Here is a 24,049-nt window from a genome sequence, read left to right on the forward strand (position 1 = left end):
TATCTCTATAAATATTCTACTGCTGCGCGGGAATCTTTACCGTGGCCAGCACGCATGTTTCATCCTTGTTTACCAATGTGAACGAAGCCGCATCGCTGTAGCTGATGCGCAGGCGGTCGCGCAGGTTCTTCAGACCAATACCCGGCGTTTTATTCTCTTTCAGCTGGCCAGAGTTTTCTACCTCAATAATAATTATTCCTGAACGCTCCTTTATATCAATGTTGATGTAACCGCCCTTAGGCAGCTTCGAAATGCCGTGCTTTATGGCGTTCTCCACCAGCAGCTGAATCACCATGGGGGGAATGGGATAGCCAAGCGTTTCGGGTTGCACGGAAAGGCTGTGGGCTAGGCGTTCTTCCAAGTGGATGGACTCTAGCTGTAGGAAGCTCTTCACCACCTCTACCTCCTTTTCGAGCAACACTTTTTCCACCTGGCTGTGCTGAAATGAGTAGCGGAGCATGTCCGATAGCTGGGTGATGCCGGTGCGGGCCTTCTCCTGATCTTCTACTACCAGCGACCGAATATTGTTGAGGCAGTTGAAAATGAAGTGGGGGTTTATTTGCGCCTTGAGCGTGGCCAGCTCGGCCTCCTTTAGCAGCGCTTCCATGCGCCAGCGGTTTATCTCCTCGGCCTTGTAGCGCTGCACGTAGTGAATGCTGAAGTAGATGAGCGACCACAGCATCATTACGATGCTCATTTGCACCACTGATATGGCCAAAATGGGGATACTGAACTCCTCGATGCGGTATATTTTAAAGAGCACCATGAGCGCGAAGTTCATGAGCTGGCCTATGGCCGCAATAAGGAAAATAGAAAGCAATACTCGCCCCACCGTTTTGTAGATGGGCAGGCTTACCCACTTGTATCGCTTAATGATGTCGCGGTAGATATGCGAAAGCAGGAGCATAAAGGCTCCTGCTATTAGTGTTGTGAGTGCAAATAATGGCTTCGACTTGTATACAAACACTCCAATAATGGCGTTAAAGGCGCTGTAGGTTGTCCATGCTACAAGTTGAAGTGTCCAGTATAACTTGTTGTTCAAATCATTCTTCATTCTAACGCTACTGTTTGCTGTTGGTTTTTGCGATAAAGGTATCCATTTGTGCTAGCATCCACTTTGGGTCGTCAAACATAATAAAGTGTTTGCCATTATCGGTAAGTTCGAGTGTGTAATTTCCATGCTTTGCAAGCTGTCCCCGATACATTCCGGCTACCGACTCGTGGGTAGCGCCGTAGCTCTTGTAGGCAATCCAAGCACCAAGCACTAGGGTAGGGCACTTAATGTTGCTCAGTTCGTTTCTGATGTCGGTGGTAAAGAGCTCATACATGGCCTGTGCAACAGTAGCCTGATTCGAAGCCTGCATCCACTCAAGCACCTTAAGCCTGCTTAGCGAATCGTTTACCAGTGGAGTTACCATCGATGGCATTATAGCCTTTGCTTGCTCGGGATTTTGGGCGAGCATTCCCTTGCGCATATTCTCTGCCATGGGCTTCATGGATTCGGCGGTGGCCATGGGGTTCATGGTGGCACCCATAAAAGGGAGACCATCTACATCAATCACCAACGAAATTAGCTCGGGGTTGGTGCTGGCAATCCACAGGGCAAGGAATCCGCCGAGGCTGTGGCCCACCACGATCACCTTTTTCAGCTTGTTTTGAATGATGTATTCGGCAAGGCTGGTGCGCATGGTAGTGAGAAAGCTGTCGGTGGCCATGGCTGGTTGGCCGGCAAAGCCCGGCAGGGTGAGCACATGGCACTGGTAGCGCTGCTTGTAGTGGGCTACGGTTTCGTTCCACACATCGCCCGACGAGCTGAGGCCTGGAATAAAAATCATGGCTTGTCCTTTGCCCGAAACCTCCACCTTAAAGGGAGCGTTGTTCTTGGCGAATGTGGTTGCGCTAATGGCAAGAAAAAGAATTGCAGTAAAAATAGTTTTCATGGTTTTGGTTGTTTGAGTGCGTTTCATAGTGTGTTTGTTTTTAGTTTCTGATGCAAACATAGCGCACCCTACAGCCATATTTTCATGAAAAATGATGAGCGGTAGTTTCGCCTTATGAACGGTTGAGGAGGTGAAAAGTGAGTGGTGAAAAGTGAAAAGACGGCTGCGCGGGTTCCTGAACCCCTTCGGTAAGGTAAACCACTATCGGTTCTGGTTGCTGAACCCCTTCAGCGATGCAAACCCACTTCGGTTCTGGTCGCTGAACCCCTTCAGCGATGCAAACTCTCTTCGGTTCTGGTCGCTGAACCCCTTCAGCAAGGCAAACCCACTTCGGTTCTGGTTACTGAACCCCTTCAGCGAGGCAAACCCACCTCGGTTCTGGTTGCTGATCGTAGTCAGTGAGGCAAACCCACCTCGGTTCTGGTTACTGATTGCAGTCAGTAAGGCAAACCACTATCGGTTCTCGTTGCTGATTGTAGTCAGTAAGGCAAACCACTATCGGTTTGGGTTACTGATCGCAGTCAGCGAGGCAAACCACTATCGGTTGGGGTTACTAATCGCAGTCAGCGAGGCAAACGACCAACGGTTGGGGTTGCTGATCGCAGTCAGTGAGGCAAACCGCTATCGGTTGGGGTTGCTGATCGTAGTCGGCGAGTCAAGCGACTTTAGGTTCTTTCTTCTTTGCTTTTTTTGTAATACAGCGTTGTTACCGCATAAGCATATCATCAAACGGCCTTCTTCCGATTATCTTCCGACTAACTTCTGTATAACTTCCGTTTAACTACTTCGTTCCGTTGCTACTTTTTTATTAATTTCGCATCCTGATTTCAAACGACATATTATAAGGTAGGTAACCATGGATTACAATTTTGTAGAAATTGAGAAGAAGTGGCAGCGCTTCTGGAGCGAGCACAAGACATTCCACGTTGAGGTAGATAGCAGCAGACCCAAGTTTTACGTTCTCGATATGTTCCCTTACCCATCCGGTGCGGGGCTGCATGTGGGCCATCCGCTGGGATACATTGCTTCCGATATCTACTCGCGCTACAAACGTCTGTGCGGCTACAACGTGCTTCACCCCATGGGATACGATGCGTTTGGTTTGCCTGCCGAGCAGTATGCCATTCAAACCGGACAGCATCCTGCCCTTACTACCGATATTAATATTCGCCGCTACCGCGAGCAGCTCGATAAAATAGGATTCAGCTACGACTGGGATCGCGAGTTCCGCACCTGCGAGCCCGATTACTATAAATGGACCCAGTGGGCGTTCATCCAAATGTTCGAGCACTGGTATAGCCAGTCCACCCAAAAGGCGGAGCCCATCTCGGCCTTGGTTGCCGAGTTCGAGCGCAACGGCAACGCTGCGGTAAATGCCGTTTGCAGCGATGTGGCTACTTTTTCATCTACCGAATGGAAGTCCATGACCGAGAAGCAGCAGCAGGAGATATTGCTCGCCTACCGCTTGGCCTACCTCGCCGATATTATGGTTAACTGGTGTCCTCTCTTGGGCACGGTGCTGGCCAACGACGAGGTAAAGGAGGGCGTTTCGGTTCGCGGTGGACACCCGGTGGAGCAACGAAAGATGCGCCAGTGGTGCTTGCGCATCAGCGCATACGCACCGCGCTTGCTCGATGGGCTCGATACCTTGGATTGGTCCGATTCGCTCAAGGAGATTCAGCGCTACTGGATTGGCCGGTCGGAGGGTGCCGAGGTTAACTTCGCCCTTAAGAATTCCGAAGAAAAGATAGAGGTGTTTACCACCCGTCCCGACACCATGTTTGGCGTGACCTTTATGGTTGTGGCTCCCGAAAGCGAGCTGCTGCCTTCGCTCACCCATCCCGATTACCAAGCACCCGTTGAGGCTTACCTCGAGGTGGTGAAGAATCGCTCCGAGCGCGAGCGCATGACCGAGGTAAAGAAGGTCTCGGGCCAGTTCCTAGGCACCTATGCCATCAACCCATTCTCGGGTGTTGAGGTGCCAATTTACGTGAGCGATTACGTGCTGGCAGGCTATGGAACTGGTGCTATTATGGCCGTTCCTGCCCACGATAGCCGCGATTATGCCTTTGCAAAGCACTTCAACCTACCCATTATAGAGGTGGTGAGTGGCGGCGACATCAGCCAGGAGAGCTATGATGCTAAATCGGGCAAGTTGGTAAACTCCGACTTCCTCAATGGCCTCGATGTGAAGGATGCGGTAAAGCGCGCCATTGCCGAGGTGGAGAATCGCAAGCTGGGCAACCGCAAGGTGAATTTCCGCCTGCGTGATGCCACCTTTAGCCGTCAGCGCTACTGGGGCGAACCGTTCCCTATATACTATAAAGATGAGATGCCCTATCCGGTGGCGTTGGATAAGCTGCCGCTTATGCTTCCCGAGGTGGACGCATACCTGCCAACCGAAAAGGGTGAGCCACCGCTTGGCCATGCCAAAAATTGGCATACCGAGGAGGGTTATCCTTACGAGATGAGCACCATGCCAGGGTTTGCTGGTTCGTCGGCCTACTACCTTCGCTATATGGATCCGCGCAACAGCAAGGGGTTGGTGTCGAAGCAGGCCAACGAATACTGGCAGGATGTGGATCTTTACATTGGCGGAACCGAGCATGCCACGGGTCACCTTGTTTACTCCCGCTTTTGGAACAAGTTCCTTTTCGATATCGGTGAGGTATCGAAGGATGAGCCATTCCGCAAGCTGGTTAACCAGGGGATGATTCAGGGTCGATCCAACTTTGTATACCGTGTTAAGGATACCAACACCTTTGTTTCACTTGGGTTGAAGAATCAATACGACACCACGGAAATTCATGTGGATGTTAATATTGTAAACAACGATCAGCTCGATTTGGCTAAGTTCCGTGCTTGGCGCCCCGAGTTTGCTACCGCCGAGTTTATTCTCGAGGATGGCAAGTACGTTTGCGGATGGGCAGTGGAGAAAATGTCCAAGAGTATGTATAACGTAGTGAACCCCGACGATGTGGTGGAGCGCTATGGAGCCGATACCCTGCGCATGTATGAGATGTTCCTCGGACCGCTAGAGCAAAGCAAGCCATGGGATACCAACGGAATTGATGGTGTGTCGAAGTTCCTGCGCAAGTTCTGGAAGCTGTTTCTCAGCAAGGGCGGCGATATTCAACTTTCGAACGAAAAGGCCACGCCTGCTGAGCTAAAGGTGTTGCACAAGACCATTAAAAAGGTGCGCGAGGATATCGAGAACTTCTCGTTCAACACGTCCGTCTCCACCTTTATGATTTGCGTAAACGAGCTGGGCGATTTAAAGTGCAACAAGCGCGAAATTCTGGAGCCACTCACCGTGTTGCTCTCTCCGTTTGCCCCGCACATCACCGAGGAGCTATGGGCTCATATGGGTAAGAAACCAAGCATTGCCGATGCTTCCTACCCGGTGTTTAATTCGACCTACCTAGTGGAGTCGAGTTACGAGTATCCCGTTTCCATCAACGGTAAAATGCGATTCAAAAAGGAACTACCTTTGGGTATATCGGTTGCCGAGATTGAGGCGGCTATTTTGGCCGACGAGAATACTCAGAAATACTTAGAGGGCAAGCAGCCGAAGAAAGTAATTATTGTACCAAACAAAATCATTAATCTGGTTGTATAAGGTTGATGGACGGTGTTTCATTATCCGAGGCATATAATGCTTCAAAGACGGGTAATTGAGGGAGTGAAAACGATCAAGGATTTACTTATAAAAACTATTGCATCCATGAATAAGGCATACCATTTTTCGAAACCTTACGTGATCATCACATTCGGATTATTCCTATATGTGTTGGCATGGACCACGTTTATTCTTCCTTCCGGCATTACCGGTGGTGGGGTTAGCGGTATTGGGGCAATCATATATTTCGGCACAGGAATCCCAGTTGGTCTAACCTATTTTGTAATCAACCTCTTTCTGATAGGGCTAGCAATAAAGGTTCTGGGAGCAAACTTTGGTGTAAAAACTATTTTTGGTATTCTAATGGCCTCATTTCTTTTCTCCGTAATGCAGCCGCTTATTACGGTACCGCTGCTACAGGATAAGTTTATGTCGGCCATCATTGGCGGCATGCTCAGCGGTATTGGAATCGGGATAACCTTTACCCAAGGAGGCTCGTCGGGAGGAACCGATATTATTGCCATGATTGTGAACAAGTATCATAACATCAGCCCGGGTAAGGTTATTCTGGCCTGCGACGTTTTTATTATTGCATCGATATATTTGGTGATGCTCGACAAGACACCCATCGAACGGATTCAGGTAATTGTATATGGTTACGTTTCCATGTCGATTACCGCTTATGCTATTGATGCCGTTATTTCGGGGTCGAAGCAGAGCGTTCAGGCTTTTGTCTTTTCGAAGAAGTATGCCGAAATCGCCGATCGGGTTACGCGCGAACTCGGGCGCGGTGTAACGGTTGTGGATGGCGAAGGATGGTATACCAAGGAGCCGCAAAAGGTGCTTATATCGATGTTTCGCAAGCACGAGCTCTCCGATTTTTATCGCATAGTGAAGGAGATTGATCACGATGCTTTCATTTCGGTCTCACTGGTTATGGGGGTTTATGGACAGGGTTTCGAAAGAATTCGATCTTAACGTTTATTAAGTTTTCTAATCTCCGAAGAATTGATATTTTTGGGCAACCCTTAGGGGTTGCTTTTTTTTACCAAAGAATCAGACCTTCCCAATGAAAAAAAAATGGCTTTTAATTCCGTTTTCGATCGTAGTCACCGCTATCATCCTGGTATTTACCTATGATTTATTTGTAACTATTGAGATTAAGAAAGAAGAGGCCCTAATTCCTCCAGTGCTGGAATATGGCATCCCAGTAGACTCTTTCAACATTGAAAAGGTTCCTATTACCCGAAACCAAACGCTTGGCACCATTCTCAACGCTCGGAACCTATCCAACGCTCAGATATTCGAATTAGAAACAAAGGCAGCAGGCGTAATCGATATGCGAAAGATAAGAGCAGGTAACGTGCTCAAGTTTTTCACTTCCAGCGACAGTTTACAACGGTTGGCATATATGGTCTATGAAGTTTCCCCGGTGGAATATGTGGTGTTCTCCTTTGGCGATTCCATTACGGTGGTGAAGAATCAAAAGGACGTTGTATCGATCCGCAGAAAGGCTTCAGGGACTATTCAAACCTCCTTGTGGGAGGCCATGGTTAAGGATAGTCTGCCGCCTTCTTTGGTTTTAGACCTATCCGATATATATGCTTGGACCATCGATTTCTTTGCAATACAAAAGGGCGACGGTTTTGAGGTTATTTACGACGAACTCTATATCGATAAAAAAAGTGTTGGGGTAGGAAAGATATATGGAGCCCGTTTCACACATCGGGGCGAACCCTATTTAGCCGTTTCGTTCGATCAAGATTCGATTCAAGAGTATTGGGATGAAATAGGAAATAATCTGAGGAAAGCTTTTCTCAAGGCACCACTTAAATTTTCAAGAATTAGTTCGCGCTTTTCGCGAAGTCGGTTTCATCCGGTGTTACGCATATATCGTCCTCATACAGGAGTGGATTATGCTGCCCCTACGGGAACTCCGGTAATGAGTATTGGCGATGGAACAGTAATAGGAAGGGCATACTCTGGTGGTGGTGGAAATGGCGTAAAAATTCGCCATAATGCATCATATTCTACAGGTTACTTGCATCTGTCGGCCTATGGGAAAGGAATACATGTAGGGGCTCGCGTAAAGCAGGGGCAAATTATTGGCTATGTGGGGCAAACTGGTTATGCTACTGGTCCGCATCTCGATTTTAGGGTTTGGAAAAATGGCACTGCCGTAAATCCTCTACTTGTAAAGGCACCGCCAGTTGAACCTATGAAGAAGGAGAATATGGCAGCATATATGGTCTATCGCGATAGCATTCAGGCCGTGCTTAATGGCCGAATTGAGATGAGAGATACCACCGTGTATTCGGGTAGTTCGGCCGTATCGGTAATGCAAAAGAAATAGTAAGAATTCTAAAGGTTGGGTGCAAATTGTTGCTTTAGTGGCAATTTGCACCCAACCTTTTTGTGGGAAGTTGCAATTACAGCTTACAAATAATATCCTCCACTACTCGGGGAAAGTGCTTATACTCCAACTCATGAACTTTGGCCGCCAAACTTTCGGGAGTATCGCCTGGCATCACGAGGCATCGGGCCTGAAAAATTGTGCTGCCCGTGTCGTAGTGCTCATTTACGTAGTGTATCGTTATTCCACTTTCTTTGTCGCCACTCTCCACCACTGCCTTGTGCACATTTTCGCCAAACATGCCTTTACCACCATATTTTGGCAACAGTGCTGGGTGAATATTAACTATTCGATTTGGAAAGGCTGAAATAAGGTAGGAGGGAATGAGCCATAGAAATCCGGCCAAGACGATGAAATCTACCTCATATTTTTCTAGAACATCCAAAATTGCCTCCGAATGGTAAAAATCGTTCCTTGAAAAGGTGGTGGAAGGCACTTCAAGTCGTTTAGCCCGATTGAGCACAAAAGCCTCCTGATTATTCGAAAGCACCACAGACACATTGGCGCACTGTGTCTTGCGAAAATAGGTGATCAAGTTTTCGGCATTACTACCCGATCCGGAGGAAAATATTGCTATTGACTTCATATACAGTTGAGTATTATGATAAGCATGAGGATTAATGCAAATTTATCACTTGAAAGGTCAAAACTAAAAACAAATTATCTTACTTTTGCGCCGATCATCATTTGGATAGCTTTTTATTTTTTGTAAAAAGTTATTGTTTATATTTGAATGCTAAAGATAACCTAAGTATTAATTTTAAACTTACAACTATGTCTGACATCGCATCAAGAGTAAAGGCTATTATCGTTGATAAACTCGGCGTTGACGAGAACGAAGTTACTCCAACTGCAAGTTTCACCAATGATTTGGGCGCTGATTCACTTGACACTGTTGAACTTATCATGGAATTTGAGAAGGAGTTCAACATTTCTATTCCTGATGAAGATGCTGAAAAGATCGGCGCCGTTGGCGACGCAGTTAGCTACATTGAGAGCCACAGCAAGTAACTAGGAAGAAGTAAGATTAAACTTTTGCGCATAATTTTGTTTTTTAATAATTGGTTTTATGGAGCTTAAAAGGGTAGTTATTACGGGATTAGGAACAATTAATCCTATAGGAAACAACGTTGAGGAGTATTTTGCTAACCTTGAAAAGGGTGTTGGCGGATGCGATCTCATTAAGAGTTTCGATACAACCAATTTTAAAACAAAATTTGCGTTTGAGTTAAAAAACTTTGATCCCAACAATCATTTCGATCGCAAAGAGGCTAAGAAGCTCGATCTATATGCTCAGTATGCCTTAGTTGCCTCAGAAGAGGCGATGAAAGACTCAGGGCTTAATCTTGAGACTCTTAATCTCGACCGCGCGGGTGTTGTATGGGGCTCAGGCATAGGTGGAATTTACACCTTCCTGCATGAAGTAAAGGGGTTTGTCGAGGGCGGTAATATCCCTCGATTTAGCCCTTTCTTTATTCCAAAAATGATTTCTGACATTGCTGCTGGCCATATTTCTATGAAATATGGTTTACGTGGGCCAAATTACTCAACTGTTTCGGCGTGTGCTTCATCCACTCATGCTATGATCGATGCCTACAATTTAATCCGTTTAGGTAAGGCCGACGTATTTGTTACTGGAGGTTCCGAAGCCGCTATTAACGAAGCAGGTGTTGGCGGATTCAACTCAATGCAGGCGCTTTCAACCAACAACGATCAATACCAAAGCGCATCTCGTCCATTCGACGCCACTCGCGATGGATTTGTTATGGGAGAAGGTGGAGCCGCTCTCATTTTTGAGGAGTATGAGCATGCCAAGGCACGTGGTGCGAAAATTTACTGCGAAGTTATTGGCGGTGGAATGACGGCCGATGCTTATCACCTCACTGCTCCACATCCTGAAGGTCTTGGAGCTTCCAATGTTATGAAGTTGGCTCTTGCCGACAATAATACTAAACTGGAGGATGTTGACTATATCAATGTTCACGGCACATCTACCCCTCTAGGAGATATTGCCGAAACAAAAGCTATTGTTAATGTTTTTGGTGAGCATGCTTACAAGGTAAACATTTCTGCCACTAAATCTATGACTGGCCACATGCTTGGTGCTGCTGGTGCCGTAGAAGCGCTTGCTTGTATCTTCGCTATTACTCGCGGCATTATTCCTCCTACCATTAACCACGTTCACGCCGATCCAGAAATAGATAGCCGATTGAACCTTACTTTTAATAAGGCTCAGAAACGTGAGGTAAAAGTTGCTCTTTGCAACACCTTTGGATTTGGAGGTCATAACTCTTCCATATTGCTACGAAAACTTTAATTTCCAATTTGCGGGTATCTATCATTCATCGGAGACGATTTAAATCTGTCCGTGATAGAGAATTTTATGTAGAATTCAAAAGAGCAATTGGCTTTTACCCGCAAAATATAAATCTGTATAAGCTGGCTTTTATACATAAGTCAGCTTCTATTGTTTTACCCTCGGGTCAGTCTGTCAACAATGAGCGGCTGGAGTACCTTGGCGATGCTATCCTCGACGCCATTATCGCCGACTTTCTTTTTGAACAATACCCATCGGAAAGGGAAGGCTTCCTTACCAAAATGCGGGCTAAAATTGTTAGCCGCACCCACCTCAATCGACTTTCAGTTCAAATGGGGCTTCAGCGGCTTATAATCTCCAACTCCTGCAATTCCACGCAGCGCCATATCTTTGGAGATGCGCTAGAGGCGTTTATTGGTGCCATGTATCTGGATAAAGGGTATAAAAAAACTCGAAAATATCTCATTAGGAAGATATTTAAGAAGTTCGTCAATCTCAATGTACTTGAGCATCTCGAGACCGATTTCAAGAGCCGTATTATTGAGTGGGGTCAAAAGCATCGTCGATCAGTTACATTCGATTATAGGGAAGAGCATGAAGCCAAGGAGACTTCTCCAATTTTCTTTGCATTACTATATATAGCCAACACCTTAGCTGGTGAAGGCCAGGGTAGTTCCAAAAAAGAGGCAGAGCAAAATGCAGCCATGATTGTTTTGTCCAATGAGGAGCAGTTAAACCTTTTGGCGCAAAATATCATAGAGGAAGCGCACCTTGGTCCGGAAGAATGTGTAAATAGCAGTTTGTAATTCAATTCATATCGCAATGGCAAAGACCGTTCACCAACTCGATGTTCCTTTGCGCAATGCTGCTTTCTTAGGAATTTCGTGTGCCGAGTCAATCCTACGGTTTTCGTGGCTTCTGAATAAGCAGTTAGGCGCTGATTTTGTCTATGCCGAACAATCTCATGAATTAATCAGTCCGTTTGCTACGTTCCAATTTTTCGATGAGGAGGCGGCTCTTCATTTCTTACTTATATCCAATAAGGTAGAAGAAACGCGATTGTCCTTAGCACTAAAAAACATAGATTATATCCTAGTTTGTATTGGTCCCGATGCGGATAAGCCGCTTCTGCGATGGAGTAATCGAGTTAAGCAAATAGAGGGAGTTGTTGGCTGTTATCCTCTGCTTTCCGACAAAGGTATTCTTAAGAAATTAGCCACGATACTTGCTAAATAAACGAAAGAGGGCGGAACCGCTTCCACCCTCTTTGCTGTATATGTTGCTTTGGGCTCTACTCCAAAAGCAATTCGGAAAGATTACACTAAAACTGCTTGCCAAATATAAGGCATCGGAAAGTTAATTGCTGTTTTTCTCTGTTAAACTGTGTTAAGGTTCGGTAGAATAACTAAATCATTAACCTAACTTTGCACTAGTCTCCCACGAAAATTCAACACGACCTCGATGAATCGTAGCCATATCTGGATACTAACTGTAATCATTTCCCTCACTTCGGTTGCCCTTGTGATTCTTCAAATGCTTTGGATTCGTAATTCCTATCAGATGAAAGAGGAGGAGTTTGACCGGTTAGTGATTAATACACTCGAACGAATTATTGATGAAGTAGAGCGGCAAGAAACCGTTTCCCAGATTTACGATGAGGCTACCCCTTTCATTAGCGACAAAGAGAGTGGCAATATGATAGTGGCCTATAGCCGGAATGAGGTGGAAAAAACCCCTTGGAGCATTAAGTTGGAGCAGCGGAAACGCGAAGTTTTGGTGTTTGATGAGGCCGATTCTCTGTTCATCACCCCCAATTTCGACCTAATTACTCGGAATTCAAAAAAGTATGTGACGAATGCAAAACCGTTGGTTACAAACAATAAGAAAAAAATATTTAATCCAAGTTCCGAGTATGGACTTATTCCATTAAGTAAACGATTAACTCAAAAAACTGTTTTTGTAGAAAATATTGTAAAGAAGTTAATCCGAGTAGAGTCCACCATTGATGAACGTATTTCGAAGGAGCAGTTGGACAGCTTAATTCATCAAGAGTTGCAAAAAAAGGGAGTGACAACACCCTACGAGTTTGCAGTTTCCGACAGTAAGGGTGGTATCATTTACCAATCGTCGCGCTATTTGCCTGGTAATGCGCAGCAGTTTACCGATTTGCTTTTTCCAAACGATGTACTGTCACCTAAATATTACCTTAATGTATTTTTCCCTGGTCGCAAACATTTTATAATTAGTTCTCTGGGGATTATTCTGGGTGCTACTATAATTTTGACTCTGATCATTATTTTTGCCTTTAGCGCAACGCTTTACATAATTATTCACCAGAAGCGGCTTTCTGAGATAAAGAATGATTTCGTGAGCAACATGACCCACGAACTTAAAACCCCAATTTCCACTATTTCTCTGGCGGCCCAAATGTTGATGGACGATAGTCTTCCGCCCGAGAAGAAAAACTACCCTTACATATCTAAGGTAGTATGGGAGGAGAGCCGACGGTTGGGATTTCAGGTTGAACGCGTATTGCAAATGGCTATTTTTGATAAAGGGAAGCTGAAACTAAAAACCAAGAGCGTTGATTTTCATATGGTAGCAAAGAAGGTGGTCGATAATTTCTCCCTCCAAGTTGCGAACCATAACGGTATTTTAAGGAGGAACTTCGATGCCACCAATCCCATTATTATTGCCGATGAGGTACACATTACCAATATCCTCGCTAACCTGGTAGAAAATGCCTTGAAGTATTCGGGAGCGAAACCCGAAATCTTGGTAACCACTACCGATCATACTCAAGGAATACTGGTGAGCGTTATTGATAACGGAATTGGCATTAGCAAGGAAAATCAGAAACGCATTTTTGAGCAATTCTATAGAGTTCCTACGGGCAATGTTCATAATGTGAAAGGGTTTGGCCTTGGCCTTAGTTATGTTAAGAAGATGGTAGAGATACATGGCGGGTCCATATCCGTGGAAAGTGAATTGGGGATTGGAACAAAATTTACTATCTTTCTACCTCGTGAAAGCGACAGGGTTAATTCAGAGGAGTCAACATCAATACTAAAAAAAGTATACAAAAGATGGACGCAAACAGCATAAAGATCTTACTGGCCGAGGACGATGAGAATCTCGGCATGCTTCTTCGGGAATACCTAAATGCAAAAGGCTATGCCGCCGATTTGTACTCTGATGGAGAAAAGGCGTGGAAAGGGTTTGTTCAAAACACCACCTATCAGGTATGCGTTCTCGACGTTATGATGCCTATTCTCGACGGTTTTTCCTTAGCAAAAAAGATTCGGAATACTCATCCGAATATTCCTATCATTTTCCTTACCGCAAAGTCGATGAAGGAGGATGTTCTCGAGGGTTTTAATTCGGGCGCCGACGATTATATGACTAAACCTTTCAGTATTGAAGAACTCATTGCTCGGTTGGAGGCCATAATTCGGAGAACAAGTTCACGAAACCAAGCGTTGGAGGGCCAACTGTTTCAAATTGGGGAGTATAATTTCGATCCTACCAAGCAAACGCTTACCATTGGAGAAAGCCTAGCTAAACTAACAGCAAAGGAATCGGAATTGTTACTTTATCTTTGTTCCAATAGAAATGCGGTGGTGGATCGTAGTGAAGTTCTTAAGGCCATTTGGTCGGACGATAGCTACTTTAATGCACGTAGCATGGATGTTTACATTACAAAACTGCGTAAATTTTTGAAAGAAGATCCTTCAATTCAGATTATTAACTTAAGGGGTAAGGGCTTTAAATTGATTTATTAGAATTTTTTAGATATAATTGTAGTTTAAGATAACTTATTTTCCTTAATTTTATACCAAGGAAAAGGGGCTTTATATTTTCGGATTAATTCATGATGCCATGAAACCAATATTAATAGATCCAACTGAGGAAACCCCAAAAGTTGTATTAGATCAGGGAACAGGCGTGTTTGAGATAATAGGAAATTCACTTCCTGAGGATGTGCTTGAATTCTACAATCCTATTATTACTTGGTTAAGTGAATATACAACTAACCCAAATCCGAAAACGTCTCTTATTTTCAACCTGGAATACTACAATACATCTTCCTCGAAAATGTTTATCCGCATTTTTGAGAAAATGCGTGATTTGCATAGGCACGGCCATATAGTTGAAATACAATGGCATTTCTTCGAAGACGATGACGATATGCTTGAAGCGGGGGAAGACTATGCTGATAACCTGAAATTACCGTTTACGCTTATAAAGCATCAGAGAGATACCTAAAACACTAAGAACCTTTTAGATGGCAAACTTATTATATCGGTTACGATTTACAATTTCCCGTTCGCTTGGACTGCTTCCAAGTGCTGAGGCATATGAAGCGAAGGAAACTGCCCTTATAAAAGATCTAAACCGCTTTAGATCTATTCAACTGTCTGCCTCGTTGAATCGCTACACCGAGTTGAAAGCATTTGTTGAGTCACCAGAATTAAAGGCTCTAAAGCATTCCTTGGCCATTTTAGTATACAAAGGTAGTTCCGAATCGGTTGCCGAGAAGCGGCTAACTGTTCTTCGCCGCAATTCTAATCTTAAAAAATACTTCTCCTTCAAGGATTCAGCACCCTATCTATCGTTTCTAAAGGTAAATGAGTCAGTTAAACTCAAGCGATTCGAAGAGTTAAAGACCACCCTTAATTCTGCTGATTTTATCTCGAAGAAGAAAAACTTCAGTGTAAAAAATACGAACGAATATGCACTTCTGGGTGAGTATAATCAACTGCGAAATACTCACGAAATCAAGCAATATCTTAAGGGTAAGCAGGCTGCCAGTGAAGGTTCTACCGTTTCGAGGTTTGTCGAAGTAGAGAAGACCGTTAACACCTCTACATTTAAAGAGTTCCTGAAGAACTATAAGTGGAACAACACGTTGGAGCATGCACTCGAAGTTGAGTATAAAGAATTGGATCACGATAGCGAGATTAAGAACTACTATAAGGTTAAAGGTTCTTCCTTACTCAAAAATCTCGAGCAAATAAAATCCGGTAATTTATTGGTTGAGTTTGCCACTCTCGAAGAGGAGTGCAATTCGAAGGAATTCAAGGAGCGTAAACTATACCTACAATCTACGGATAAGTTTGAGCACACCGAAGAGCACCAACGTCTTATCGAGTTCAATGAACTGTGTAAAAATGAGGATATAGTCTTCTATACCAAAGAGGTTAAGACAGGTCGGTTGCTTCCATATTCTAACTGGAATGTTACTTTCGAGGATGATTTTGATGCTAAAACACTAGATAAATCTCGTTGGCTCACTCGATATTTCTGGGGTGAGGCACTTATGCAAAAGGGATATTCCTTATCGTCGGAGAAGCAGCACTTAACCGATGGCAAAAACGTAAGTTTAAATAATAGCCTTCTGAAAATTGAAACCAAGAAGCAAACTGAACAAGGCTTTGTTTGGGACAACAAACTTGGTTTTTTCCCTAAGGAATTCAAATACACATCGGGTTTAATCTCTACGGGACAGAGTTTTCGTCAGAAATATGGCCGTTTTGAAGCAAAGGTGCGCGTTAAACCACAACACCCTGTATTTCATGCATTCTGGATGGTTGGCGACAAAATGCTCCCTCAAATTACTATTTTTAAATTTGGATCTAAATCAGGATCAAAATTCGATCATGGAGTCTACCTTGCCGACAGTACCGCTCGTGTAAATAAGCGTGTTGGACGGCTTGGTCTGCCAACTATTAGCGAAAAATTCGCCGTGTTTACACTCGATTGGACTAAGGATGAGTTGTGCTGGATGGTTAATGGAATGGTTGTTCGTAGGGAGAAGAATAGTCTTCCCGACCAACCGATGTACATTGTGTTTTCGTCAGGTTTATGCAGCGATATTGAAGAAAGCAAACTACCTGTGTTTATGGAAATGGATTGGGTTAGGGTTATTTCCTTCGATGGGAAGTCGTAGGATGTAATTCGAAAAAAGATAGAATGAAGGCTAGGCTATTGCGCTTAGCCTTTTTTATTTGGATCAATCCGATGAAAAACTCCAACATGTAGGAATGTTTTGAAGTCGGAACGGTAGGTCATTTTTGTGTCGAACTTCCAACGCCAACGGTCAACTTGCCTCCACTTTTTTGAATCAATAGGGCAAAGCGGATTTACTCCACACAGACGATTTTCTTCATCGACAAGTTCTTCCTCAAAGTCCGATATTAAAAGGCTTTCCATGCCGTATAGCCAATCCAAATGCTGTAGCTGTAGCGTAGTGATGATTCTTGCTGCCGTCTCAGGACTTAGCTTGTTTTGTTCCTTTAATGTTTCTGCCGGGATATGAGCAAGCTGGCTAAGTATGTTAACGGAGATCGTTACATCTGCTTTTGGTATGTTTAGCCCAGCACCGAGCGTTTTGCAGGCTTCGAGTGCCTCGACTTCGGATATTTCACCTTTAAGAATAGAGGAAAAGAGAGAAACGGCTCCTCCGGTTACATCGGTTTCTATAAAAGTTATTTTAGGGTTAGCTTCCCACTTATGCTTAATGGACTTAGGGTGATTAATATCTACCAGATATACATGGTGTGTAAGGGAGAGAATTTTTTTCAACGGAATATCGAGCAGCCAACCCGAGCCAACGATTACTATTGTGCAATTGTCCTTTCCCTTTAGGCAGGATGTAATTGCTTCGCCAGTTTTGTTGAGATGATTGCTCCATCCCGATCCTTCCGCATGGTAACGATGGGCAATACCCAACTGGTCACCAAGAAAGCCAAGGCGCTTTAATAGGAAGTATCGCTTAATTTTTTTCAGCATACTACAAAATAAAATCAGCGGGGATTAGCCCGCTGTTTTTCATATCTCAATCCAGTTTAAGAATTGCGAGGAAGGCCTCTTGCGGTACCTCTACATTTCCTACCTGACGCATTCTTCGTTTGCCCTTCTTCTGCTTTTCCAACAACTTGCGCTTCCGCGAAATATCTCCGCCGTAGCATTTTGCTGTAACATCTTTTCTAACCGCCTTTACCGTTTCACGAGCGATAATCTTCGCACCAATAGCTGCTTGAATCGCAATGTCGAACTGCTGGCGTGGAATAAGTTCCTGCAACTTTTCGCACATTTTTCGTCCAAAATTGTAGGCATAGTCGCGGTGAATGAGCGACGAAAGCGCGTCAACCATTTCTCCGTTTAAGAGGATGTCGAGCTTTACTAGGTCGGCTCTTTGGTAGCCATTAAGGAAGTAATCAAATGAGGCATAGCCACGTGATATGGATTTGAGTTTATCGTAGAAATCGATAACAATATCGCTGAGTGGCATGGTAAAGGTGAGCTCCACCCTGTCGGAGGTGAGGAAAATCTGACTCTTTAGAATACCCCGCTTGTCGATGCATAGTTTCATTACTTGGCCAAGGTATTCGCTCTTCGTAATTACCTGTGCCTGAATAATTGGCTCGTCGATATAGTCGATCAGGGTTGCCGCTGGTAACCCGCTAGGGTTATGCACATCGATGATCTCTTTCTTTGTAGTATATACTTTAAAGGAAACGTTGGGAACGGTGGTGATCACGTCCATGTTGAATTCACGGAAGAGTCTTTCCTGCACAATCTCCATGTGCAACAGACCTAGGAATCCGCAGCGGAATCCAAATCCAAGCGCAAGCGACGATTCCGGTTCAAAGGTGAGGGAGGCATCGTTAAGTTGGAGTTTTTCCATCGAAGCCCGCAGATCCTCGTAAGCATCGTTATCAACCGGGTAAATGCCTGCAAAAACCATCGGTTTAACATCTTCAAATCCAGCAATTGAGGTCTTGCATGGGTTCTCAAAATTGGTAAGAGTATCACCAACCTTCACATCCACTGCATTCTTCATACCGGAAATAATGTAGCCTACTTCCCCCGCTTTTATTTCCTGCTTGGGCATCAACTTCATCTTCATGTAGCCAATTTCTTCGGCATAGTAAGTCTTTCCGGTATTGAAAAACTTTACTTTATCTCCACTCTTTAGCGTTCCGTTGAAAACCCTAAAGTAGGCGATGATTCCACGAAAAGAGTTGAATACCGAGTCAAATACCAGCGCTTGTAAGGGCGCGTTGGAATCGCCTGATGGTGGTTTTATTCGGGTAATAATGGACTCTAATACGAGATCTACACCAAAGCCGGTGCGGGCACTAACGCAAATAATCTCGTCGCGTTTACAGCCAAGTAGATCCACAATCTGGTCCTTAACGTCGTCCACCATGGCGGCATCCATATCTATCTTGTTGATGATTGGAATAATATCCAAGTCGTGATTAACGGCAAGATAGAGGTTGGAAATGGTTTGAGCCTGAATACCTTGAGTGGCATCAACAACAAGTAATGCCCCTTCGCAGGATGCGATGGCTCGGGAAACTTCATAGGAGAAGTCTACGTGGCCGGGGGTGTCAATTAGGTTGAACTGGTATGGTGTTCCTTCAAAGTCATACTCCATTTGAATAGCATGGCTCTTGATGGTAATGCCCTTTTCACGTTCGAGGTCCATGTCGTCCAAAACTTGGTTTTGCATTTCCCTGTCGGTGATCGTGTTGGTTTGCTGGAGCATTCTGTCGGCCAGCGTGCTCTTCCCATGATCGATATGGGCAATGATGCAGAAATTTCTTATGTTTTCCATTAATGGTCTATTTCGCTACAATGAATATACAGGAGTGTTCGTTTGGGTATCTCAATGCAATTGGTAAAAAGGCAACCGCTCTTTCTTTTCTCGCTACTAACCCAAAGCTAGCCTGTTATTGTTGCAAAGATATTCAAAACAATCGAGATTTTTGATAGCAAAAAACTTCATCTGTGAAGGTTTGATACTTTATTTCCAACTTAATATTTTCAGTAGTTATCTCGTTAATAGTCAGAAGAAGTAGTCATTTTACAGCTCTTTTGTATTTGTAAACCTAACAATTATTGTCATCTTTGTATTAAGAAATGGAATTTCAACTATGTATATGCGCTTACTTCCTTTATTGCTATTCTTATTTGTATCATTTGTCGGTCAGGGACAGGTTAATCAGGGTGTTATTTCTGCCAAATTGGTAGTGAAAAAGGCTCACAAGGGAAAGCTTATTTCAGTGGCGGCCGATGTTGCTTACTCAACTGCCGAAAGGCGCATGGTTGCAAACTATACCAGCCCCGATAAGTTTATAATGTTTGTAAACGAAAAGGGCGAAGTCAAGGTGTACTATCCTACTAAAAATCAGGTTATCCTTAACCAAAATAACCTTTTTTCGTCAAACTCTGATGTGTTCTATTTCTTTCTTACTCAGAACGAGCAGGACTTAGGGCTTCGTAGCATAGGGTATCAACTTATAAGTTCAAGTTCGAAGGGTGTAATTACCGAAACTCGCTGGAAGGCCCCTGAAGAGATGCAGTCAAGAATTTCGGAGGTAGAGATGGTCTACGAAAACTTCCTTCCAATATACGTTGCATACTTAGGACCTAAAAAGGGTATTACCAATAAGACGTTTTACGCGAATTATCAGGCTGTTGATAATGTAATGATTCCAACTCGAATTACCGAGTATGTTTATCTCTCTCCAACGGATTCAATTGTGAGCCGCAAGGACTATCTCGAGGTAAAAACCGGAAAAAACGCAAGCCGTTCTTTGCTCGATTTTAAAATCCCAGCAAATGCTAAAGTAGTAAAGTAATGGTGCGTATTAAGTTGATAATCTTGGGTGTGATTCTGGTTCTGATATCTGCTCCGCTTTTTGCTCAGTACGATTTTGACATGCATGCAAAGCAGGTTGTGGCTCAAACAAATTTCGTTGATCATAAATTGGAACGGCATATCGTACCTTTTGGGTTTTCAAATCAGCAGCCTTTGCTGAATATCACTTTTGGCCCATGGATGTATGCATACCAGAGGTTTCTTTCACCGCAAATCTCAGCCAGCTGCCTATACGGCCCTTCTTGTTCGGAGTATAGCCGGCATCTTTTCCATGAGGTAAATCCATTAAAGGCCTTTCTCTCCACTATCGACCGCCTTATGCGCTGCAATCGGATCTCTGCCACAGATATTCGGCTGATTCAAGTTGATCCAAAAACCGGAAAAAAACTGGAAACAGTCAACTACTATCGGTTTAATCACAAGTAATACACTATAATAAATGCGCATTTTTTTTGTGTGCCTTCTGTTTTTGATTGCAGGAAAAACATTTGGGCAAGATACTACCGCCACACATAGCGACATTGAATTTGCTGAATACTTAGTTGGTAACGGCATGTATGATGATGCTTTGCAATTATTTAGACAAACAAATCGCACTGATACTAGCAATGTTGATCAGTGGAACTATCTCCGAGGTTGGGCCTTTTACAATCTGAAGATGTTGGATAGTTCGTCAATCTTTTTATTGAAAGTCTCACCTAGGTCCGATAAATACTACAAAAGCCTATTCTTTGGAGCCTATAATCTCACCTACCAGAAACGTTTTTCAGAGTCGAAGTCTGTATTATATCAGATTCCGGATTCGGACACCTCTCTCGCGGAGCTGAAACGAATTCAGTTGGCAGGAATTAACCTTCTTGAGCATCAATGGAGAGAGTTCGAAACAAATAGTTCTCATTTCACCTTCACTAACTATTGCTTTAGTGAAAATGAAACAGAGTTGAAGGGGCTTGGTGCTGATTGCAGGTCGTTCAAAAGGAAATCACCGTTGGTAGCAGGTTTACTTTCGGCAGCAGTGCCCGGCCTTGGAAAAATTTATGCAAAAAAGACAGGAGGTGGGATTTCTGCTTTCTTAACGGTGAGCATTCTCGGAGCCTTAACCTATGAGAATTTCACTAAGCGTGGAATCGAACACCCCGGAACTATTGTTGCGGGTAGCCTGTTTTCACTTGCTTATGTTGGAAATATTTACGGAAGTGTATATAGTGTAAATGCATATAGAGAGGAGTTCTATGAAAAAGTTAATTATCGCGTGCTGTTTCATCTTCACATTCCCCTTCGCAACTTTTTCGATAGATAGGCCTAGCGCCGATAGCCTTGTAAAGGAGGGCCGTTACCTTGACGCAGCCCTTGAATATGAGCGGCTCTGTTTCTTAAGCGATTCGAATAATAAGAACGAACTATTGATGCAGAAGGCTCTTTGTCTTCGGTGGGCAGGAGAGTATGAGCGTGCTTCCGCTACCCTCGATCGTATACCGCTCTTTTTTGTGACTGATTCCGTCCGAAAGAAAGTTGTTTTTGAGCGGGCCTTGAACTACTATCTCAATGGACGGTTTGCGCAGGCAGAAGGCGAAATCAGGGTTTTGGAGGATATGTTTCAGGGTAAACTTCCTGTGGGTAGTGTCCTTTTGTGTGCACTAATTTTAAATGAGCAGCAAAAATGGGGTGACGCTAAAGCAATGCTTTTGGCAAATGCCTCGTCTGGCGTTTTTGGTAACGATAGTGTTGCTGCCAAAAATCGGATAATGATTCTTTACTCCGATTCCAACACACCAAGGCTTAAGAGTAAAAATACCGCCTTTTGGCTTAGCTTTTTACCTGGGGCTGGTATAGCATACGGAGGGGAACCAGCCGAAGGTGTTCTTAATTTTGTTATGAATGCTGCTGCGTTTGGATTTGGAGTTTATGAGATATACTATGGCTACTACCTAACTGGTTATTTTACTGGCGGAATTTTGCTCGAAAAATTTTACCTTGGAGGTAGAAAGCGCGCTGATTTTCTAGTTGAAAGAACCAACTATGAACGAGCAAAGCATTTTAATAAGCAAGCAAAATCTTCTTTGATGGAGTAATATAACGTCAGTTCGATGAAATCAGGCTTAGTAATATCATTGAAATACAGGCGATTGTATGAGTTCAGTAGGTTGCGCAGCCGAAACCATTTTTGCTGACGAGTGTTCCACATCGAAACCATTACTGCGGTTATAAAACCAGAATAGAATTAGTATTGCGTTGGCGGCGAGTTATGGGCATTACTATCAACAAACGAATTAACGAAAAAAAAAAGGCTATCCTTGCGGATAGCCTTCCTTATACTATATGGGTTGATTAAGCCCACATAAAGAATTTTTCGTTGTCAACATACTTATCGATGTTTTTGTTAACAACACCGTCAATAAGAAGAACAAACCAGTCAACAGTTGGTATAATACCGAAAATACCACAACCGGTGAAGGTATAAAGTGCCCACATGCTACCAGAAGTTCCTAGGTAGTGACGGTGAATACCAAAACCACCAACAACCCAGCAAAGAGCCCAAGCAACAACTGCGTTCTTCTCAGAAGAAACAGTAGTCGTGTTGTTTTCAGTTTTCATTGCATTAAAGTCATAAGCAGAAAGAGAAACCTCAGCAGCATTTTGGAATACTTGATCTACTGCTGCATTGTCTGCATAGTAGTTAGAGGTGTTTGCCATCGATGTGGCTGCAGTTCCAACTAGGAATGCAAAAGCAACTAAAAACTTTTTCATTTAATTAAATTTAATTGGTTAGGCAAAACGTTATCAAAATTAAACGTTTTTTCGATAACAGCAAATTTATTTACTAATTTACTAGTGAAGAATGCTAGATAGTTTCAATAGTTTTTAGAAAATGGTTCTTTTGGTCCGTCGAGAGGGCTCTTGATCCGGCAATAAGTGTATCAACTTCTTTCTTTGTTATTCCTTTTGACTTGAGTAGTGTGGAAGTTTTTAAAAGTTCAATTGCATAAAGCGGATTTTCCTTGTATTGATTATGGAGTAAGACAATGAGGTATTCTGAGTGGGTATAATCTTTATTGATTTCCGACCGCACCTTGTAGAGGAAGTAACTCGCTTCAGTTTTCACAACAGGAAAATCGGATTTGAGGCATTGATTTAGTTGAGTCTGGCCTAATGTCATATCCGCTTTCGGGAAGAATATTAGCGATTTAGCCAGTAGCGGATGTTGTTGCTTTATGGAGCCAAAGGCATAGTTATACATTCCCGCGAGAAGTTTGTATTCCTCACAATCATTGGAGTGCTTAATTACGTATTTTATGTTAGGTAGGAGTTTAAAGTATGTGTCCAGTGCTTTAAATTTTTCGTCGAAGTAAGCATCGCACCTTAACTTAAAAATTCCGGAATAGAGTAGCAGAAAAATATCTTTTTGCGATTGTAGTTTTGCTTTTTCGGATCTCCTTACAAGGGCAATAAAGGTTGATGTAATCTTATTGTAGTTTTCAACTTTATTCACGTTGCTGAGAATGTTGTACCATTGGATGTTTATGTCGATAATAAAGCGTTCGTGTGAGTTGGCATTATATTCGACAGTGGCTAGGCTATCAGCTGCCTGAAGATTATAGTTGTAGATTAAGTTGAAGCACTCCGTCATTTTTGTTTTATCGAATAGCGATTCTGCCGAAAATGCATTTAACGTAAAGGAGGTTATTGTTATGGCTATGGCCACAATTCGATTAAGCATATGATATGTATATTCCCGCAATTACTAATATTTAGCCAAAAGTATAAAAATCATTGGCTGTAATCTAAAAAAATGTTGTTGATAATATTTTGTTAGCATTAAAATGCTGCACTAACCTGAATTACTCCACTATTCCAATTTTGCGACTTCCACGACCGTTTCACTGGACATCGGTAGGTGCGCTCTGAGTAGGCTTGTATGAAACTCTTGTAATGCGCTTCAATGTTTGTAAATAGATCCCATGCTTGGTAGCGTTTCAACAGCTGCCGGCCTACCTTTTCCGGTGAGGATTTCTCCTTCTTTGCCCTTTCTACCGCGACAAACCAATTCGAATAGTTCTGTAGATACTTCGTTGACACGCCTCTCATT

At 43.5% G+C, this 24,049-nt stretch carries 22 protein-coding genes and 1 pseudogene; 15 read left to right on the plus strand and 8 right to left on the minus strand.

All coding sequences use genetic code 11. The annotated features are described in order from the left end of the window. Positions 1 to 16: 16 nt before the first annotated feature. A complete protein-coding gene (locus BLS65_RS08170) occupies positions 17 to 1,054 on the minus strand; it encodes a sensor histidine kinase (protein WP_092437806.1) in 1,038 nt (345 codons plus the stop codon). Between the two features lie 7 nt (positions 1,055 to 1,061). Beyond that, on the minus strand, positions 1,062 to 1,967 hold the full coding sequence (locus tag BLS65_RS08175) for an alpha/beta hydrolase (RefSeq protein WP_170830042.1): 906 nt from the start codon (positions 1,965 to 1,967) through the stop codon (positions 1,062 to 1,064). 829 nt (positions 1,968 to 2,796) lie between these two features. Here BLS65_RS08175 and leuS point away from each other — a divergent pair. From leuS to BLS65_RS08190, 3 genes are all read left to right on the plus strand, one after another. Continuing rightward, the gene (gene leuS, locus BLS65_RS08180) at positions 2,797 to 5,559 is read left to right on the plus strand and encodes a leucine--tRNA ligase (RefSeq protein WP_092437809.1); all 2,763 of its coding nucleotides are present in this window, start codon (positions 2,797 to 2,799) and stop codon (positions 5,557 to 5,559) included. 105 nt (positions 5,560 to 5,664) lie between these two features. Next, a complete protein-coding gene (locus tag BLS65_RS08185; protein ID WP_092437849.1) occupies positions 5,665 to 6,537 on the plus strand; it encodes a YitT family protein in 873 nt (290 codons plus the stop codon). Between the two features lie 91 nt (positions 6,538 to 6,628). After that, positions 6,629 to 7,912, plus strand: coding sequence for a M23 family metallopeptidase (locus tag BLS65_RS08190; RefSeq protein WP_092437811.1), 1,284 nt, complete (start codon positions 6,629 to 6,631; stop codon positions 7,910 to 7,912). A gap of 76 nt (positions 7,913 to 7,988) precedes the next feature. Here the strand turns inward: BLS65_RS08190 and purN are convergent, their stop codons facing one another. Beyond that, positions 7,989 to 8,558, minus strand: coding sequence for a phosphoribosylglycinamide formyltransferase (purN, locus tag BLS65_RS08195; protein ID WP_092437813.1), 570 nt, complete (start codon positions 8,556 to 8,558; stop codon positions 7,989 to 7,991). Between the two features lie 188 nt (positions 8,559 to 8,746). Here purN and BLS65_RS08200 point away from each other — a divergent pair, with 188 nt between their 5' ends. The 8 genes from BLS65_RS08200 to BLS65_RS08235 all read left to right on the plus strand — a co-directional run bounded on the left by BLS65_RS08200 (position 8,747) and on the right by BLS65_RS08235 (position 16,239). Next, a complete protein-coding gene (locus BLS65_RS08200) occupies positions 8,747 to 8,983 on the plus strand; it encodes an acyl carrier protein (protein WP_092437851.1) in 237 nt (78 codons plus the stop codon). Positions 8,984 to 9,041: 58 nt separating this feature from the next. Beyond that, on the plus strand, positions 9,042 to 10,289 hold the full coding sequence (gene fabF, locus BLS65_RS08205; RefSeq protein WP_092437815.1) for a beta-ketoacyl-ACP synthase II: 1,248 nt from the start codon (positions 9,042 to 9,044) through the stop codon (positions 10,287 to 10,289). 8 nt (positions 10,290 to 10,297) lie between these two features. Then, positions 10,298 to 11,095, plus strand: a complete 798-nt coding sequence (gene rnc / locus BLS65_RS08210; protein ID WP_170830043.1) for a ribonuclease III — start codon at positions 10,298 to 10,300, stop codon at positions 11,093 to 11,095. 16 nt (positions 11,096 to 11,111) lie between these two features. Beyond that, positions 11,112 to 11,525: a hypothetical protein gene (locus tag BLS65_RS08215; RefSeq protein ID WP_092437819.1), complete on the plus strand. Its 414-nt coding sequence runs from the start codon at positions 11,112 to 11,114 to the stop codon at positions 11,523 to 11,525. Positions 11,526 to 11,750: 225 nt separating this feature from the next. Continuing rightward, a complete protein-coding gene (locus BLS65_RS08220) occupies positions 11,751 to 13,394 on the plus strand; it encodes a sensor histidine kinase (protein ID WP_092437821.1) in 1,644 nt (547 codons plus the stop codon). After that, complete coding sequence (locus BLS65_RS08225; protein WP_092437824.1) at positions 13,376 to 14,071, plus strand: response regulator transcription factor; 696 nt, start codon at positions 13,376 to 13,378, stop codon at positions 14,069 to 14,071. The genes BLS65_RS08220 and BLS65_RS08225 overlap by 19 nt, the downstream gene beginning before the upstream one ends. A gap of 97 nt (positions 14,072 to 14,168) precedes the next feature. Next, the gene (locus BLS65_RS08230) at positions 14,169 to 14,555 is read left to right on the plus strand and encodes a DUF1987 domain-containing protein (RefSeq protein ID WP_092437827.1); all 387 of its coding nucleotides are present in this window, start codon (positions 14,169 to 14,171) and stop codon (positions 14,553 to 14,555) included. A gap of 19 nt (positions 14,556 to 14,574) precedes the next feature. Next, positions 14,575 to 16,239 carry a glycoside hydrolase family 16 protein gene (locus BLS65_RS08235; protein ID WP_092437829.1) on the plus strand — a complete coding sequence of 555 codons (1,665 nt, stop codon included), beginning with the start codon at positions 14,575 to 14,577 and terminating at the stop codon, positions 16,237 to 16,239. Positions 16,240 to 16,283: 44 nt separating this feature from the next. Here BLS65_RS08235 and BLS65_RS08240 read toward each other — a convergent pair whose 3' ends face one another. Both BLS65_RS08240 and lepA read right to left on the minus strand, forming a co-directional pair. After that, positions 16,284 to 17,081 carry a hypothetical protein gene (locus BLS65_RS08240; protein ID WP_092437831.1) on the minus strand — a complete coding sequence of 266 codons (798 nt, stop codon included), beginning with the start codon at positions 17,079 to 17,081 and terminating at the stop codon, positions 16,284 to 16,286. A 46-nt stretch (positions 17,082 to 17,127) separates the two neighbouring features. Continuing rightward, positions 17,128 to 18,915 carry a translation elongation factor 4 gene (gene lepA, locus BLS65_RS08245; protein WP_092437833.1) on the minus strand — a complete coding sequence of 596 codons (1,788 nt, stop codon included), beginning with the start codon at positions 18,913 to 18,915 and terminating at the stop codon, positions 17,128 to 17,130. 325 nt (positions 18,916 to 19,240) lie between these two features. Here lepA and BLS65_RS08250 point away from each other — a divergent pair, with 325 nt between their 5' ends. Genes BLS65_RS08250 through BLS65_RS08265 form a run of 4 tightly spaced genes read left to right on the plus strand, consistent with a single transcriptional unit; the run spans position 19,241 to position 22,034 of the window. After that, entirely contained in the window at positions 19,241 to 19,942 is a 702-nt protein-coding gene (locus BLS65_RS08250) for a hypothetical protein (RefSeq protein WP_139180959.1), read from the plus strand. Next, entirely contained in the window at positions 19,942 to 20,388 is a 447-nt protein-coding gene (yidD, locus tag BLS65_RS08255) for a membrane protein insertion efficiency factor YidD (RefSeq protein ID WP_092437837.1), read from the plus strand. Before BLS65_RS08250 ends, yidD begins: the two co-directional genes overlap by 1 nt. Positions 20,389 to 20,401: 13 nt before the next feature. Further along, positions 20,402 to 21,262, plus strand: coding sequence for a tetratricopeptide repeat protein (locus BLS65_RS08260; protein ID WP_092437839.1), 861 nt, complete (start codon positions 20,402 to 20,404; stop codon positions 21,260 to 21,262). Beyond that, positions 21,195 to 22,034: a tetratricopeptide repeat protein gene (locus BLS65_RS08265; protein WP_125869811.1), complete on the plus strand. Its 840-nt coding sequence runs from the start codon at positions 21,195 to 21,197 to the stop codon at positions 22,032 to 22,034. Before BLS65_RS08260 ends, BLS65_RS08265 begins: the two co-directional genes overlap by 68 nt. Positions 22,035 to 22,290: 256 nt before the next feature. On the opposite strand, the gene BLS65_RS18605 is transcribed toward BLS65_RS08265, so the two are convergent. The 3 genes and pseudogenes from BLS65_RS18605 to BLS65_RS18220 all read right to left on the minus strand — a co-directional run. Further along, complete coding sequence (locus tag BLS65_RS18605) at positions 22,291 to 22,710, minus strand: TM2 domain-containing protein (protein WP_092437843.1); 420 nt, start codon at positions 22,708 to 22,710, stop codon at positions 22,291 to 22,293. A gap of 94 nt (positions 22,711 to 22,804) precedes the next feature. Further along, a complete protein-coding gene (locus tag BLS65_RS08275) occupies positions 22,805 to 23,680 on the minus strand; it encodes a hypothetical protein (protein WP_092437845.1) in 876 nt (291 codons plus the stop codon). 98 nt (positions 23,681 to 23,778) lie between these two features. Continuing rightward, a pseudogene (locus BLS65_RS18220) lies at positions 23,779 to 24,049 on the minus strand (hypothetical protein); the annotation flags it as partial.

It is taken from the genome of Williamwhitmania taraxaci (genome assembly GCF_900096565.1).
GTDB classification, from domain to species: Bacteria; Bacteroidota; Bacteroidia; order Bacteroidales; family Williamwhitmaniaceae; genus Williamwhitmania; species Williamwhitmania taraxaci.